The organism is Neobacillus sp. BF23-41 (assembly GCF_041106275.1).
On the sequence record NZ_JBGBPR010000009.1, the window covers coordinates 32,797 to 49,563 of the forward strand.

Genomic DNA, 16,767 nt, shown 5'->3' on the forward strand with positions numbered 1-16,767 from the left:
ACAACTCCTATTTAATACTTTATACTGCCATTTGCTACTTTCAATAGGTATTGTCCATAACCTGTTTTAGAGAATTTTTCTCCAGATTCAATTAACTCTTCTTTTCCAATCCATCCATTAATATAAGCAATCTCTTCTGGTGCAGCAATTTTAATCCCTTGATGCTCCTCTACTGTTTTAACAAAATTAGTTGCCTCTACTAAAGTTTGGTGTGTACCTGTATCCAACCATGTAAATCCACGTCCAAGTAATTCTACATCAAGCTGTCCCATACGTAAATAAGCTTCATTTACCGATGTAATCTCCAGTTCTCCACGTACAGATGGTTTTACATTTTTCGCAATCTCGACAATCCGATTGTCAAAAAAGTATAAACCAGTTATGGCATAATTTGATTTTGGAAATTCCGGCTTCTCTTCAACGCTTAAAACCTTTCCATTCTCATCAAATTCAACCACACCAAACCGCTCTGGATCTTGTACATGATACCCAAAGACCGTTGCCCCAATCTCTTTTTGTGCAGCTCTTTGTAGAATTTTTCTCATCCCACTACCATAATAAATATTGTCTCCCAAAATCATAGCGACTGAATCATCGCCTATAAATTCTTCCCCAATTAAAAAAGCCTGTGCTAATCCATCCGGACTCGGCTGAATTTTATATTCAAGGTTTATTCCAAATTGAGAACCATCCCCTAACAATGCTTCAAATCGTGGAGTATCTTCCGGGGTGGAAATAATTAGAATGTCTCGAATACCTGCTAGCATTAATGTTGATAGCGGATAATAAATCATTGGTTTGTCGTATATAGGTAATAATTGTTTACTTGTTACCATTGTTAATGGGTAAAGGCGTGTGCCACTACCACCAGCTAAGATAATTCCCTTCATATAAAAAACCTCTTTTCACAGTATTTCAATCACATTCAGCCAAAATCCTTATGCTTTCCTTGCTAACATTAAACAATGAAAAACAATGTCTTTAACCCAGTAATTTTTTTTAAATCTATATTTATTCATAATATTAATCTTTTTCACAATATTAAATTTACTAAAATTAATATAAGAAATTAGTATCTCTCTTTGTAGAACTTCAAGTTTTGCTCCATATGAATCGTAAAAACCGTTTGCTTGCTTAAATGTATGAGTTATTAATTCATACTTATCTTCTTTTTTTATAAATGTTTTTAAACTTTTAATTGTTCCCATCAAATCTATCTTTTTAGCACCAACAACATTGGCACCATGTTGCCTATACAAAATTAAGGCCTCATTTACAAATCCAATTTGACCAAACGCTGCCCCAATAAGCCCGAACCACCAATCGTGCATTATTATTTCATTAACATTACTATTTGTAATATAACTCTTAAATGAACTGTTTATCATCATCGTACAACCTGTAATATTATTTTGAACTAATAACTGATTTAATTTTCTAGAAGAACTATCAAGTTTTTGATAAGTAAACATTGATGGTGCTATAGTTTCTAAAGATTGATTAACAATCTCTAAATCAGAATGTACCAAAAGAGGAATTTCATTCGAAAACCTAGTCTCTAACTCTTTCATCTTTAACATAGTTTTAAAAATTTTATCTTTTTTCCATACATCATCCTGATCACAAAACATAAAGTAAGAACCATCTGAAGCAGTAAAAAGCTTTAAAAAACTCTTACACGCCCCTAAATTTTCACTATCAGTTAGCAAAGTAAAATAATTTGGGTATTTATCTATATACCGTTCTATTATTTTTAATGTATTATCAGAAGATTTATCATCTCTTATAATACATTTCCAATTTGTATAACTTTGATTTAATAGTGAATCTAATTGTTCTGATAAATAACTATCACCATTATACGTAGATAACAAGATAATTACTTCTTCCATTAATTCACCACTCCTATTTTATACGATACTTTTTTTCTTTTTTACTTTACTTACTACATTAACTAATATTTCCTTATTTGAAACTAAAAATGTTATTAAAGCAATCGTTATACTTAAATATTTTGAATATACATTATTTGAAGTGAATAATAATAAAACAATAACAAACATCGATAAAAGCAAACATAAACTCTTTATTTCGATAGTAATATTAAAATATTTTTTAGTTTGTTTAATTCTTAATAACCACATTACTAAAAATGCTAACATAGTTGAGATTGATGCACCTTGCAATCCAATAATTGGTATTAATATTAAATTTATTGCACCATTGGTTATTGCTGCATATACTGATGTAGTAAATGCACCTCTTGTGTCTTTAGCACTATGGTATCCGGTACCATAAAATGATGAAAATGCTGAGAAAATTGTCCCTAAATATAATAAAGGTACATATTGTAATGCAGCATCGTATTTAATGTCTATTAGTAGCGTAAATGCAATCTTAGTAAATGATAATAAAACTATAGAAAAAGATATTAAAAATGTCATGTATCGATTAAACATTCTACTATAGTATTTATCCCTATCATTACTATTGAAATTCATAATCGCACTTTCTTGCCAGGCTAAATAGAAAATAGAGTTTGCAAGAAACATTATTGTGGGTAATTTATTTGCTATCGCATATAATCCATTAGCTTCAGTTCCTAAGTATAAACCTATAAAATATCTATCAGATAAATTCATTACCCACCAGCTAATAACATTGGGAATTAACGGAACAGAATAATTTACTAACTCTTTTCTTAGTTTAGTATCGTAAAAATTTATATCAATGTATTGGATTATATTAATTTTATATTGAATGTAAATGATACTAATTAACATAGCTAAGATATTTGAGATAAACAAACTACTTAATCCCAAGTGAAACATTTTTAGAAATATAAAATTTAGCACGAGTATTGCAATGCTATTAATTATTCCTACGAAGGCATAGGTTTGATTTTTTTTCAATCCCCTTATAATTTGGAGAAATACTTCATAAACTGACATAATACATATTTGGAATATAACTAGCCATTCATACTTAAAATCTATGAATAAAAATAATAATAAATATCCCAAAGTAAATACTAAGATGTTCCTTAAAACTACAATCATTGCTGTACTAATGACAATTTGAATCTTACCATGATGATTTTCTTCTAAAATATGTCTATATATACCATCATTTAACTGAAAAATAATTATTGGCATTAAAAATAGAACTGTTGTTGTAACTATGTCCCAAATTCCAAATTCTGAAACTGTCAAATAAGTTGTATAAAGTGGTAGTAATAAAAATCCGATCATTTTAGAAGAAATATTACCAAATGCATATATTAAAGTATTTCTGAGAAGTTTGCTTTCCCTATTCATAGTTCACCCTTGTATTGAGAACATGTTCTGAAAATTTTCATTTGCCAACCTAATCAATTCATCTCTTTTTATTAATAATTTTTTTCTATCAATTTTTATTATCTTTTGAACAGCTTTGTTAATTTCATCTACATTGATACACCCATCAATTTCTTCTATATCCCAACATTTTAGAAAATAATCAAGTTTTTCTATATTTTTATTCAAACCTAGGTGTGGAACACCAAACGAAATTGCAGTAATATTGCCATGCAGACTAGTACCAATAAATAGATTTGATTTTGCAATCAAATACATCACATCATATATATTTAAATCCTCAGGTAAATAAGCATCAATACCAAGCTTTGATTTTATTATCCTTAATGCATCTAAATCATTATGATTATTCGCTTTGCCGATAGGTAATAAAACTAATTTTAAATTAGTTTCTTTAATTAATTTTTCAACTTCACTTACTACACGATCTTCGTTACCTTTTAATGAATACATGTTCATTTGTAAACATACATATCCAGAATTTTTACTAATATAATTCTTTACTTCTTGAGTTGTGTTATCTAATAAAAACTCATCACTAAACAATTCCGACATTATAATAGCAGAATCAGGATACACCAAAGGCTTAATACCAATATTATTTAAGTTTGCCTCAGATTTTAAATCTCTAACTGAAATGTAATCACTTTTCTCAAGTAAACCTTTCATCACATTTAGATCTTTCTGAGGTAATTTATAAATACTAGAAGCTCCTACTGCATTGTAATACACGTGATTTTTAATATTATTATCATCATTTTTTATAATCCATGGAAACTTACTAGATAAATCATAATAATTAATTAAAAATTTGTCATAAATCCCCGTACCAAAAATTCGTATAGACTGGCTCATTAATGTATTTATTAGTTTATTCTCAATTAAATCAGAATAAGCGTAAAAAATCCTTACAGGTAATACATCTCCACCTGCAATAATGATAATATTATTTCCATCTTTTACATCATTCTTTAAATATTTAATACTTTTTGTCTTTACACCCTTTATACTTGTTAAATCAGTATCTTTTAGTGCATAAAATTCAATCGTAAAATCATTCAACTCTTCCTTTAAATTATCTTTAATGTATTTCTCAATAACAATTGGAAATAAGATATCACCGTAATTATATCTGTCAAATGCTCCTACTATACATATTTTACTCATTATGTTTACCTCAATTTAGTTTATTTAATACTTATTCTAGATTTATTTTTCGTTACAAGGAATTTTATTAGTATCGTTACAACTAAAAATAATATAATCGTGGTATTATAATACCAGTTAACAAAGAATGAAAATAATAAACAATATAAAATCATAGAGTAAATAACTATATTTAAATTATTTGATTCTCTTCTTTCATACAACAAACTAACTATTACACCTATTAAAAATGGAGCTATCAGTGTTCCAAGTACACCAAAATCTAAATATAAAGCATAAAGATATGTGGGTGCAGTAAATGTTGGTGTAACTAGGTACTCTTCACCATTTGATATATTTATTTCAACCCGTGTAAATAACTCTAATCCCTTTAATAGCCTTTTACCATTATCAAAACTGACATTATAATTAACCAAATTATTAACATTATCAAATCCCATAGTAAAATACATATATGCTTGAGCTATTGAAGCAAATTTACTATCCTTAAAATTTGATGCTTGAAACATATATTCACTATCTTGTTGTCTTAACACACTAGAAGCTGAAAATAAGATTATTGAACAAATACAAACCACAAATATGGTTTTTAACTTAAATCGTTTTATACAATAATGATATACAATGAACATTGTTACGACTTCAAATATTAAAAGTTGTCTTGAAACAATTAAAATAGGTATTATCATTGAAATAACATTAATATACCAAATACGCCTTTTCCCTTTATTCGACTTATACAGAATAGTTAAAGATGGGACTATTGCTACTAATACTACGAAGTAATGAAAGAATTTATAACTAAACTTTTTATACGCACCAGGATCATCACTAAATAGTGGGACGAATTTTAACGCATTAATTTCAATCAATAAACTTAATATACATATCGTTACTAATGATACAATGACCCAAAATAGTCGCTCCGTAATTATTTTATGATCACTCTTTTTTTTATATTTTAATAAAATTATATTTATATATAAATACCCTAATAAGAATGCGATGAATGAACCCAGTATCACAACCCATGCTTTAATTGACCATTCCTGTTGATAGTAGCTTAATTTTAGTTGAGATACCCCAACTAATAAGAGCCAACTAATAAAAAATAAACCTACTGGGTTTAAAAAGTCTTTTCGAGTAAAAAAGTAATAGGAACTTATAGATATAAATATTAAGTTAATTGATATCAGGTAATTAAAGCTTATGCTATTGCCTCCCAATAAATTTACCGTGTATGTTAAAACATTCACTATAATAGCAATTATTAAAAATATTGTATTATTACTTTTTTTCATGTCAATTTCCTTATATTTATTAGTTTTTTAATTTCTTAAGAAACTTTTTTTGCCTTTATTATATGCAAAGAGTCTACTAGGTACATCTAAAAGTAAAAATATTATTAATTCTTTAACATTAAAACTTCTCAGTAATTTCCAACTAACATATCTTGCTAATTTTATCCCTTCACCCTTCGAGCTATACCTTTCTAATCTACTGCTAATTGATGTTTCAAAAGCACCTATACATTCATATCTTTTTATATTTTCTTTTAAACTAAAGTCATGACTATGATACACTTTGCTTTTAGCATTATATAGAATAGAATTCCCACTATCTATAACATTTAATGCATAATAAACATCTTCATTTGTAATGACGTCAAAATTATAACCACCAAGTTTTAAAAAATCTTCTCTTTTCGTTGCTGATGCAGCATCTGAATAAAAGATATTCTTTCTTCCCCACTTTTCAGTAGTATTACTATTACATAACCGACTATATGACGGATAATTAAATTCTCTTATATAGGTCTCTGTTTTTGAGGAGCTAGGATAAGCAATTTGTCTAGAATATGTTGCAACAATATTATTATTTTCTATTAGTGGCTTTATTAATTCATTAAGCCACATATTATTAAATGGAATAATATCTTGAGTAATAAACACGAGGTATTCTCCATTAGATTTTAGTGCAGCTTCGTGTCTTGTAAGACCATGGTTAAACTTAGCAACACTATAGGCAACATCGCATAATTCTTTTGCTAATGTAAAACTTCTATCATTTGACTTACTAACTGCGGCAATAATCTCTATTTCTTGATCTATTTTTTGACTTCTTATAGCCTCAACTAATTTAGACAAATATTCTTCCCCGTTGTAAATAGGAATAATAACTGAAATCATTTTTTAATCTCCTTATTGTAAAAACATGGATCTTCCTTTGGCTCTAGCATATAATTAACTGCCACATTTTATCCATATAGCTTACTTAATAAAAATTAATATGCGCCCTTCCTTAAAAGAACATTTACAACTGTCATAATTAAAATCTTGATATCAAGGGAAAGTGACTTATTACACACATAGTATAATTCTAAATCTACTCTTTCTGGATACCCAACATCGCTTCTACCACTTATCTGCCAATAACCTGTTGCACCTGGCTTTACTGATAAAAATTCTCCTGTTTTTTCTCCATACTCTTGTAATTCCTCTTGAACTACAGGTCTTGGACCAACTAAGCTCATCTCTCCTTTGAGTATATTAATAAACTGAGGAATTTCATCTAAGCTGGTTTTTCTAAGAAATCCTCCTATCTTAGTAATACGAGGATCCTCATTTGGTTCTAGTTTGTAGTTATTCATTAAGTATTTATTATAAAGCTCTTTATTAGCTTTTAACTTTTTTCAGCATCTATAACCATTGATCGAAACTTATAAATATGAAATACTTTTCCATTCTGCCCTACTCTCCTTTGCTTAAAAATTGCAGGTCCTTTTGAATCTTCTAGCTTAATGAGTATTGTGATTAGTAAAAACGCAGGAAGAAGTAAAATAATACCACTTAATGCCCCAACAATATCCATTAGACGTTTCAAAAATAAATAAGCGGACTTGCTTTTAGTTTCTGTACCTTTAATTACTGAGGAATTTTGATTCGTTTCACTTTTTGACACTATTCTTACCGATTCCAATTGTCTCCCACCCCGTATCTATTTATAATGTTATTTTTTCGTTATTTACGATTTGTTCCATATATTTCAGTAACTCAGGCTTTAGATCATTGTGCTGTAAAGCGAATTCGATTGTTGTTTGTATGAAGCCAAGCTTTTCACCTACGTCATAACGCTTTCCTTCAAAGTCATAAGCAAACACTCTTTGAATCTCATTTAGTCGTTGAATTGCATCTGTTAACTGAATCTCTCCACCTGCACCTTTTTCCTGACGGTCAAGAAACATAAAGATTTCTGGGGTTAAGATATAACGACCCATAATCGCTAAGTTTGAAGGCGCTGTTCCTTGTTTTGGTTTTTCAACGAAGTTACTCACTTGGTAACGACGTCCCTCTTGAGATGAAGGGTCGATTATCCCATAGCGGTGTGTTTCATTTTCAGCTACTTGCTGCACTCCAATTACTGAAGAGAATGTTTCTTCATATTGATTAATCAATTGCCGTAAGCACGGTGTCTCGCTCTGAACAATATCATCACCTAGTAGCACGGCAAAAGGTTCATTGCCAATAAAGTTTCGAGCAGACCAGACTGCATGTCCTAGACCTTTTGGTTCTTTTTGACGGATATAATGGATATCTGCAAGATTCGTAGCGTACTGAACTCTTTCTAGTAGATCGTATTTTTCTTTCTCGATTAAATTCTGTTCAAGCTCAATGGCATTATCGAAATGGTCTTCGATCGCACGTTTCCCTTTACCCGTTACAATGATAATGTCCTCAATACCAGCTGCAACAGCTTCTTCCACTATGTATTGAATAGTAGGCTTATCAACGATTGGTAACATTTCTTTTGGCATCGCTTTTGTTGCTGGCAAAAATCTTGTCCCCAGCCCTGCAGCTGGAATAATGGCTTTTCTTACTCTTTTCACTTTTAACTCCCCCCATTAATATTCTTTAGTTTATCTAATGAACACTTTCCTTTGCTATAGCATGTGGGCAAAAAAATAAATATCTAATGGAATTGCAAGTGCTTTCATCACTTATTCTTTCATTAGATATTTAAGATTATTTTTTTAAAAATCGGGCATCTAACCCGGCCTCACATCATGCTTTTGACGACATGCGTCTAAGGTCCTCTGATGGACCCACAGTACAATCGAGTGCCCCCATCGATAACGGGCAGGGAGCCTCGCCGATCAGGCATTAAGCCTGATAAAGTTGTAAATTAGTAATCTGTAAACTCTCATCGACTTAGTTGGATTAAAGAGTTAAATATCTAATGGAATTGCAAGTATATTACATCTATTCATTAGATATTTTTCGATAGAAATGTGAAAAGCTAATTACCTATGCGCAGAATCTAGACATTCACATAATATAAAAAAATACATTCATCTTAGCAGACACTAATATCAGCCGCGTAGCAACCTTTTTAACATTTTGTTGCTGGAAGGAGGAGAATTGCCCCCCCTTCCAGCAGATGATTTAGTACACTTTAGTTAACCAAACAAATGTGGATTTTTTCTAACGAAGAATCGGTCTTGATAAGATGATAAGTAGAACTTACTTTGAACCATAATAATAATAGTAGCTGTTATCAGCATGTTCCATATGGTTAAGGACTACCCCTAGCAACTTGCTTTTTGCATTTTCCAATAGCTCTTTCGCTTTCTTCGCTTTATCGATTTCTGTCGTCCCACTGAAAACTACAAGTACGGATCCATCACACTGATTGGCAATAATTTGTGGATCGGCGACAGCTAATAGTGGTGGTGTATCAAACAAAACAATATCAAATTCGTTCTTTGCCTCTTCAATAAACTGTTCCATTGATTTTGAACTTAATAATTCCGCAGGGTTGGGTGGAATCGGTCCACTCGTTAGAACAGAAAGATTCTCCACATCTGTTTCGACAATTGCTTTTAATAATGTCGTTTGCTTTGTCAGTACCGATGTAAATCCAAAGAGATTATTCACTCTAAAGGTAAAATGCACTGTAGGTTTACGTAGGTCCGCATCTACAATTAAAACCCTTTTTCCTTGATTGCCAAACACCACCGCAAGATTGGCAATCGTAGTCGACTTCCCTTCTCCTTGACCTGAAGATGTAACCATTATCGTCCTTAAGTCCTGATCTACTGAGGAGTATTGAATATTGGTTCGAAAGGTTCGATATTGTTCTGAAATTGGCGATTTTGGGTCAAGACTCGTCACTAGCTTCCTACTATTACCGGAATTTTTTGAGTTCTTTTTTTCCTTAAGAGCCAAGATATTCACCCCTTGCTAAACTTTTGTCTGCTCTACGCGATACTTTTTCTTCTAGTTTTATCTCGTCTATTTTCGTAATCATCCCAATAACCGGAAGTCCTAATTCACGTTCAATATCCTTTTCATTTTTCAACGTGTTATCAAAATAATCTAGTAGGAACGCAACAGCGATTCCTAACATTAAACCAACTACAATGCCTATTGCAATATTCAAGGTCGGTTTCGGATCAACTGGCGAAGGGTTTACTGTGGCATAATCAAGGATATTCACATTATCAATTTTCATGATTTTCACAATTTCAGTTTGGAACACCTCTGCTGTAGTATCAGCGATTTTTGCTGCCTGTTCCGCACTAGCATCCTTAACGACGATCGTTACTACCTGCGAATTTTCTGAACTTGCCAGTGTGATTTCACTAATTAATTGCTCAACAGTAATACCTGTGTTAAGTTTTTCAGCTACTTTAACGAGTATCGCAGAGCTTTTTATAATCTCGTTATAGGTATCAATTAACTGTAAGTTTCCTTGCACTTGACCTTGTAAATTTGCAGAATTCACTGATGATTGGTCTTCTTTAGTTTGGTTGATCAACAGCTTTGTTGATGATTGGTACATCGGCGTTAAATAAAAATAAGTGAATAAACCACTCGCTATTCCAGCTAGCAAAACTATCGTAATAATTAATAATAGACGTTTTTTTAAGATTAGAAGTAATTCTTTTAAATCAATAGTTTCTTCCATACGTTTTATTTTTCCCTCCCAGGTTTCTTACAAAACAAGAGTATTATATCACATTTTGTCGTATTCTTTACTTTATTGTCAAAATATAACTCACCTTATCTATTAAACACATTTTTGTAAGAAATTTGAAGATTTTTTTGTTGGCATTAAATTCCACATATTAAAGACCTGTCGTCATCGCTTTTTAGCTATTAAATCTATGAAAATAACATCTAACAAGATTGGAGTTATTTCCAAAAATATACATTGAATGCATTATCCAATAATAGCAAGATTGCCCCATGACTATGAAACTAGCTAAATTAACATAAGCCCTATAAGCACCGGAGGAAATTATGAAAAAAAGGGAATGCGCAAATGGAAAATCATTGGTTCCTGCTTTTTGGGATCATTTTACTTGTAATCGCAAGTTTAGGATATCAATACTATCAATTACAACCAAAAAACCATTTAACATCCGTTCCTGCTGTTAGTTCTAGGGATAATAAAAAGCATTAAATGGGAATGTAGAAGTTAAGGAGTCATTTAACTTGTTATTAATTGGTTCTGACCAAGGACAAGGTCAAAATGATGGTCATTCGGATTCGATGATCCTTATATACTCTTTCCTCACTGAAGCACTTGGGCAAAAAAATAAATACCTAATGGAATTGCAAGTGCTTACACACCTAATCTTTCATTAGATATTTATTGATTTATTTAAAATCGGGCATCTAACCCGGCCTCACATCATGCTTTTGACGACATGCGTCTAAGGTCCTCTATGGACCCACAGCACAATCGAGTGCCCCCATCGATAACGGGCAGGGAGCCTCGCCGATCAGTTATAAAGACCTGAAATAGATGTCGATAATAATCTGCCATTATTATCGACTTAGTCGGCTAAAATATTAAAAATTTCTTTCTCTTTTTTATTTGAACGGGGATTTCTTTTATGACATTTTTCCCCTCTATTAATAGTTCTGCATTTTCTTGATAGAGATAAACAAAATCAGTACCAAACTTTGAATCTATTAAATGGAAAGCTTCCTCCATCTTGAAAGAACGATTGACAATGTTATGGGCATCCGAAGCAATAAAATGCGTTAAATTAGCTTCTACTAATTGAATCGAATAGTTTTTAATCTTTTTACCGAAGTAGCCACAAAGGCTGGAGGCAGTTACTTGTGTTAACGCACCTTTCTCAACGAGTTGATAAAGCACCTCTGGCCGCTCGATCAGCTCTGAATTTCTTTCAGGATGAACAATAATTGGTGTAAGTCCTTGTACTTGAAGATCAAATAGAAGTTTTTCTGTATATCTAGGAACATGGTTGGATGGGAATTCGATGAATATATATTGACTATCATTTAAAGTTTGAATTTCATTATTCTTAATATCTTCTAGAATTTCACCATAAATTCTTGGCTCTTGTCCCGGTAGAATCGTAACATCAATACTTGCTTTTTGGAGAGCCTGATTTAACTCCCCTACTTTTGTAAGGATCAATTGTTTTCGGTTATCATACTGGCTATTTAAATGAGGGGTGGCAATGATTGTATGAATTCCTTCACGCTCTGCTTCTCTTGCCATCAATAAGCTATCTTCAATACTTTTAGCACCGTCGTCAATACCCGGCAAAATATGACAATGGACATCAATCATTACATCACCCTCTTCCATAATATTGTCAAAAGACCATGACTTTTATCATACTAACACTTACATTTATATCGGTAAAGGGTGTAAAATGTCGAAACTCGTCATTTAACACCGTAATAGTAATAATAATTTGTGTTTTGTATTTTCTTATTATTTAAAACTACACCTAGCAACTTACTTTGCGCAGCATCAAGAAGTTCCTTTGCCTTTACTACTAGTTCCTTTTCCGTCTTCCCACTTGAAACGACAAGAATGGTACCCTCACATTTATTAGCTAATATTTGAGCGTCTGTTACTGCTAGTACTGGCGGTGTGTCGAATAAAATGATATCAAACAATTCTTGTGCATCTTGAAAAATTTGTGCCATCGCATGAGAGCTTAATAATTCAGCTGGATTCGGAGGGATCGGCCCACTTGTTAAAACAAATAGGTTTTTTTCTTCTGTATCTGAAATAGCCTTTTCAAGTGTCATTTGTTTTGTTAATACACTAGTTAATCCAAAAGTATTGGTTTGATTAAAGGTGTAATGCACGGTTGGTTTTCTTAGATCCGCATCGCAAAGTAATACTCTTTTTCCTTGTTGTGCGAATACTACCGCTAAATTTGCGACTGTTGTTGACTTTCCTTCACCAGGACCTGTCGAAGTAACCATTAGAGATCTAACTTCTTGATCGATAGAAGAGTATTGAATATTGGTCCTAATGGTACGGTACTGTTCTGTAATTGGTGATTTCGAATCAAACATTGCGATAATATTTCTTTTACTATTAATAGTTTTGTTACTATTTTTTTTAAGAGCCAATTCTCTCACCTCTTAATTTAGCATTTTGCTTTGTAAACCTTTTCTGGCTAAACTTCATTTGTGATTCATCCATTGTTGGAATAACACCAAGCACAGGTAATCCAAGCAATTTTTCAATTTCCTGTTCATCTTTTATAGTATTGTCCATGTACTCTAGTAGAAATGCTAATCCTACACCTGCCATTAACCCAATCACTAAAGCAATAGCAATATTTAATAGTGGTTGCGGCCTAATCGGTGAGGGTTGATCAGAAACATCTGCTTTTGCTAGAATACTAACATTATCAACATTCATAATGTTGCCAATTTCCTTTTGGAAAACAGCGGCCGTTTTATTAGCAATTTTTACCGCAGCTATTTCGCTTGGATCTTGAACAGATAGATTGACGACTTGTGAATCTTTTTCATTTTGAACGATAATTTTCTCATTTAGTTCAGTAACTGTCATATCTAAATTTAAGTCTTTTATGACTTTTTCAAGTATTACTGGGCTTTTTATAATAACATTGTACGTATTGATCAATTGAAGATTGGTTTGCACTTCGTTATATTGAAACGTACCTTGATCGTCTTTTGATTTATTTACAAGCAATTGTGTGGATGCTTGATAAATTGGTGTTAAGAAAAAATAACTTACCACACCACTTATTAATACAGCAATGAATGTTATGCTCAATATTAAACGTAGTCGCTTGCGCAGTGTTTGCAGCAATTCTTTTAAACTAATTGTTTCCTCCATGATGCCCTCCCAAAAATTATCCAAAATAGACACAAAAAGTATTATATCATATATTTCAAATAGATTACATTATTACGACAAAATCCTAATTTATTTCTCTTTCCCGTTTCTTATTCTACACCTTTTTGTAAGTTTTTGTAGATTAATTTAGAAATTGGAATTAATTTTCAATATAAATCTGCTATAATGATGGTGCAAAACTTTTTGGGGGTTATACATAGAATGAAGAATTTTCTTACAATATTATTAGGGTTTGCATGCATTACCATACTTTATTATGGTCATTCCTATTGGAACCAACGAATTTCATCAGCATCAAACAATGCTCCTAGCACATCTAAATCGGATCAGCAAATGTCTGAGATGGCTACTCCGGTTGATGATGGGGATATTGATTTGCTGACACTTACTAAGAATTGGCCAGCTAGTTCAGTTGATAGATTTAAGCAAACATTAAATGAGAAGAAAGCCTTTAAGGTCCTTTTCGTTGGATCTCCCGCCATTGGTTCTGAAAATACAGGGCCTTTTCCGTTTGTAAAAGAGAAACTTCTTGAAACATTTGGGAAAGATAATATCCAAGTAACAATCAAAACCTATAATTCGACGTCTACACAACTAATTAAAAGTAATGACCAAGAAGAGATAAGTCAAGAAGAAGCTGATCTCATTGTTTTTGAACCTTTCATTTTAATGAATAATGGTGAAGTTTTATTAGAAAACTCATTAGAAGATATTACTATGATTATGGAAGACATAAAAGCAAAGAATCCTGAAACTACCTTTATTCTTCAACCATCTTATCCTCTTTATAAAGCGAAAATCTATCCTACTCAGGTAGAAGCACTAAAGAAATTTGCAGAGAAAAACCAACTTACCTATATAGATCATTGGTCAGCTTGGCCAGATTCAAATACCAAGGAGATTAATGAGTATTTACTGCCCGACCAAAGTGCTCCTAGCGAAAAAGGAAACCAAGTATGGGGTGAGTACATAACCAAATTCCTTATTAGTAAAAGCGAATCAGAATAATGATTCGCTTTTTTTAATTCACGTGACCGCAAGTTCAAATCTAATTAGAAACAGCCCAACCCAATAAAAGTGAAATTCAGTTTATCAATTGAAAACGTTACTTATATTAAAAACACTATTTTAATAGAAGGAACTAGGATTTTTCTTCATTCCTTCCATTAAAAAGGACTGTCGAGTTTTGCTTCGACAGCCGTATATATATATGATTAGACAGCCATCAAGTTTTTCAGGTCTGCTGTTAAGTCTGCGATTAGTTTTTCTGGGGTGATGCCATTCTCGTTTTTGCCCGTTTCGTATGCCTTTCTCACGATCTCTGAGAAATTATCAACATTGGCTCTATTAGTCTCCTTCTTCAACTCCACCTCTCGTCCTCCTTATGTTTATTATAATTCCTTATTTTACTAGAACCATTGCAAGATGTATATGTCCTTTTAGTAGGATTATGTTGAAATTAAGTGAAATTTGTAAAAGATTGTTGTTAGGTCTTTGGAATGGTGTCAGCTGAAAAGGGGGTTTAGGTTTAGGAGTATATTCCTGGGAGGTTACTTCCATTCTGGAGTTAGTATCGTGGTAATTCTCTATTAAATTCGCTAAATTAATTGATAATTTCCGCTAATACTCTTATTTTCGCTATCAAATCAGGAAAGATTTACAATTTTTTACCGAATTACTAGAAAACTATGGTAAAATTAATAAAAATGTGCAGAAAAAGAGGTGATTTGCTAGATGAAGAAAACCATTGTTCGCGCCTTATCGACAGCTGCCCTGCTTTCGACCGTTTTTGCAGGAACTGCCCTGGCCGATACATACAAGGTCCAAAAAGGCGATAGCTTATCGAAAATCGCTCAAAAATACCATACGAGTGTCAAAGTTATAAAATCAGCAAACGGATTGAAGTCAGATTTTATCTCCGTCAATCAAATGCTTAAGATTACGGTCGCTAGCAAAACAACTCAAGCTTCACAGCCTACCACTTACACCGTTGTAAAAGGTGATGCTTTGATTAAGATTGCCAACCGTTTTCATGTGACTGTTGGTGAACTAAAGCTGTGGAACAAGCTTGATACCACGATTATTCATGTCGGGCAAAGGCTCACGGTGGCAGCTCCTAAACAGACAGCAACCGCAGCAAAACCGGCACTGAAGCCGACGACGCCAGCAGCAAAGCCGAAAACAGTTGCAACCAAGCCGCAGACAACTACTGCTGCTACCAGTGTTTATACGGTAAAAAGCGGCGACTATCTTGGCAAGATTGCTGGGAATCATAAAACAACGGTAAGCAATTTGAAGTCACTTAACAAACTAAAATCCGACATGATTTATGTAGGCCAAAAGATTAAGGTTCCAGCGCAGAAGGCACCTGCTGCTCCTGCAAAACCTGTGACACCTGTGAAACCTGCAACACCGAAGCCGCCAGTGACAACCACACCGCCGAAGGCACCGGCTACTCCACCACCTGTTGTACAGACGGAAGTGACGGATTATATCGTTAAAAGCGGGGATACGCTTGGGGGAATCGCTGGGGACTATCAGCTTACCGTCAAGGAATTAAAGGCGCTCAACAAACTAAGCTCTGATCGACTTTATGTCGGCCAAAAGCTGAAGGTTCCTGCGACTGCAACTGCGACTCTGACTGGGCCGAAGACGGAACTAACGGTTGACTCAGATTTCGCGCCGAAGATGATCGCGAGTGCCAAGAAACTAATCGGTATTCCTTATGTTTGGGGCGGCAGTACTCCGGCTGGCTTTGACTGCAGCGGGTTTGTTTATTATGCTGCCAAGCAAGCAGGGATGGATATTGGCCGTTATTCTGCTTCAGGCTTCTATGACCGCACTTATTATGTTAATACGCCAAAAGCGGGCGACATTGTCTTTTTCGAAAATACATATAAAAAAGGGATTTCCCATCTGGGAATTTACCTCGGCAACAACCAATTCATCCATGCTAATGATTCAGGTGTGATGATTTCCAATATGCAAAGCCCGTATTACCAAGCCCACTTCGAGAGCTTCAAAAGATTTTATTAACAATTTTACATTTAGTCCGTTTTTTTAGTTCTTAAGA

At 32.9% G+C, this 16,767-nt stretch carries 16 protein-coding genes and 1 pseudogene; 3 read left to right on the forward strand and 14 right to left on the reverse strand.

Features of this window, described 5'->3' with window-relative positions; translation table 11 throughout:
* Positions 1-11: 11 nt before the first annotated feature.
* The 10 genes and pseudogenes from rfbA to AB7942_RS15000 all read right to left on the reverse strand — a co-directional run bounded on the left by rfbA (position 12) and on the right by AB7942_RS15000 (position 10,490).
* Positions 12-890: a glucose-1-phosphate thymidylyltransferase RfbA gene (rfbA, locus tag AB7942_RS14955; RefSeq protein WP_369447470.1), complete on the reverse strand. Its 879-nt coding sequence runs from the start codon at positions 888-890 to the stop codon at positions 12-14.
* A gap of 48 nt (positions 891-938) precedes the next feature.
* Positions 939-1,892: a glycosyltransferase family 2 protein gene (locus tag AB7942_RS14960; RefSeq protein ID WP_369447471.1), complete on the reverse strand. Its 954-nt coding sequence runs from the start codon at positions 1,890-1,892 to the stop codon at positions 939-941.
* An 18-nt stretch (positions 1,893-1,910) separates the two neighbouring features.
* Complete coding sequence (locus tag AB7942_RS14965; RefSeq protein ID WP_369447472.1) at positions 1,911-3,317, reverse strand: lipopolysaccharide biosynthesis protein; 1,407 nt, start codon at positions 3,315-3,317, stop codon at positions 1,911-1,913.
* 3 nt (positions 3,318-3,320) lie between these two features.
* Complete coding sequence (locus AB7942_RS14970) at positions 3,321-4,523, reverse strand: polysaccharide pyruvyl transferase family protein (protein ID WP_369447473.1); 1,203 nt, start codon at positions 4,521-4,523, stop codon at positions 3,321-3,323.
* A 20-nt stretch (positions 4,524-4,543) separates the two neighbouring features.
* Positions 4,544-5,824 (reverse strand): O-antigen polymerase, encoded by a 1,281-nt coding sequence (locus AB7942_RS14975; RefSeq protein WP_369447474.1) that lies wholly within the window; start codon positions 5,822-5,824, stop codon positions 4,544-4,546.
* Between the two features lie 27 nt (positions 5,825-5,851).
* A complete protein-coding gene (locus AB7942_RS14980; RefSeq protein WP_369447475.1) occupies positions 5,852-6,712 on the reverse strand; it encodes a glycosyltransferase family 2 protein in 861 nt (286 codons plus the stop codon).
* A 95-nt stretch (positions 6,713-6,807) separates the two neighbouring features.
* Positions 6,808-7,448 (reverse strand): annotated as a pseudogene (locus AB7942_RS14985) (sugar transferase).
* A 76-nt stretch (positions 7,449-7,524) separates the two neighbouring features.
* Positions 7,525-8,409 (reverse strand): UTP--glucose-1-phosphate uridylyltransferase GalU, encoded by an 885-nt coding sequence (gene galU, locus AB7942_RS14990; RefSeq protein WP_369447476.1) that lies wholly within the window; start codon positions 8,407-8,409, stop codon positions 7,525-7,527.
* Between the two features lie 634 nt (positions 8,410-9,043).
* Entirely contained in the window at positions 9,044-9,748 is a 705-nt protein-coding gene (locus AB7942_RS14995) for a CpsD/CapB family tyrosine-protein kinase (RefSeq protein ID WP_369447477.1), read from the reverse strand.
* Complete coding sequence (locus AB7942_RS15000; protein WP_369447478.1) at positions 9,738-10,490, reverse strand: YveK family protein; 753 nt, start codon at positions 10,488-10,490, stop codon at positions 9,738-9,740. Before AB7942_RS15000 ends, AB7942_RS14995 begins: the two co-directional genes overlap by 11 nt.
* 357 nt (positions 10,491-10,847) lie before the next feature.
* On the opposite strand from AB7942_RS15000, the gene AB7942_RS15005 reads away from it, so the two are divergent.
* Positions 10,848-10,988, forward strand: a complete 141-nt coding sequence (locus AB7942_RS15005; protein ID WP_369447479.1) for a hypothetical protein — start codon at positions 10,848-10,850, stop codon at positions 10,986-10,988.
* A gap of 384 nt (positions 10,989-11,372) precedes the next feature.
* Here the strand turns inward: AB7942_RS15005 and AB7942_RS15010 are convergent, their stop codons facing one another.
* From AB7942_RS15010 to AB7942_RS15020, 3 genes are all read right to left on the reverse strand, one after another.
* The gene (locus AB7942_RS15010) at positions 11,373-12,134 is read right to left on the reverse strand and encodes a tyrosine-protein phosphatase (protein WP_369447480.1); all 762 of its coding nucleotides are present in this window, start codon (positions 12,132-12,134) and stop codon (positions 11,373-11,375) included.
* Positions 12,135-12,232: 98 nt separating this feature from the next.
* A complete protein-coding gene (locus tag AB7942_RS15015; protein ID WP_483310877.1) occupies positions 12,233-12,877 on the reverse strand; it encodes a CpsD/CapB family tyrosine-protein kinase in 645 nt (214 codons plus the stop codon).
* 46 nt (positions 12,878-12,923) lie between these two features.
* Complete coding sequence (locus AB7942_RS15020; RefSeq protein ID WP_369447482.1) at positions 12,924-13,673, reverse strand: YveK family protein; 750 nt, start codon at positions 13,671-13,673, stop codon at positions 12,924-12,926.
* Positions 13,674-13,895: 222 nt separating this feature from the next.
* Here AB7942_RS15020 and AB7942_RS15025 point away from each other — a divergent pair, with 222 nt between their 5' ends.
* Positions 13,896-14,702 carry an SGNH/GDSL hydrolase family protein gene (locus AB7942_RS15025; protein ID WP_369447483.1) on the forward strand — a complete coding sequence of 269 codons (807 nt, stop codon included), beginning with the start codon at positions 13,896-13,898 and terminating at the stop codon, positions 14,700-14,702.
* A gap of 206 nt (positions 14,703-14,908) precedes the next feature.
* Here AB7942_RS15025 and AB7942_RS15030 read toward each other — a convergent pair whose 3' ends face one another.
* On the reverse strand, positions 14,909-15,058 hold the full coding sequence (locus AB7942_RS15030) for a YwzD family small protein (protein WP_369447484.1): 150 nt from the start codon (positions 15,056-15,058) through the stop codon (positions 14,909-14,911).
* A 370-nt stretch (positions 15,059-15,428) separates the two neighbouring features.
* On the opposite strand from AB7942_RS15030, the gene AB7942_RS15035 reads away from it, so the two are divergent.
* Positions 15,429-16,730: a C40 family peptidase gene (locus AB7942_RS15035; RefSeq protein WP_369447485.1), complete on the forward strand. Its 1,302-nt coding sequence runs from the start codon at positions 15,429-15,431 to the stop codon at positions 16,728-16,730.
* Positions 16,731-16,767 lie beyond the last annotated feature (37 nt).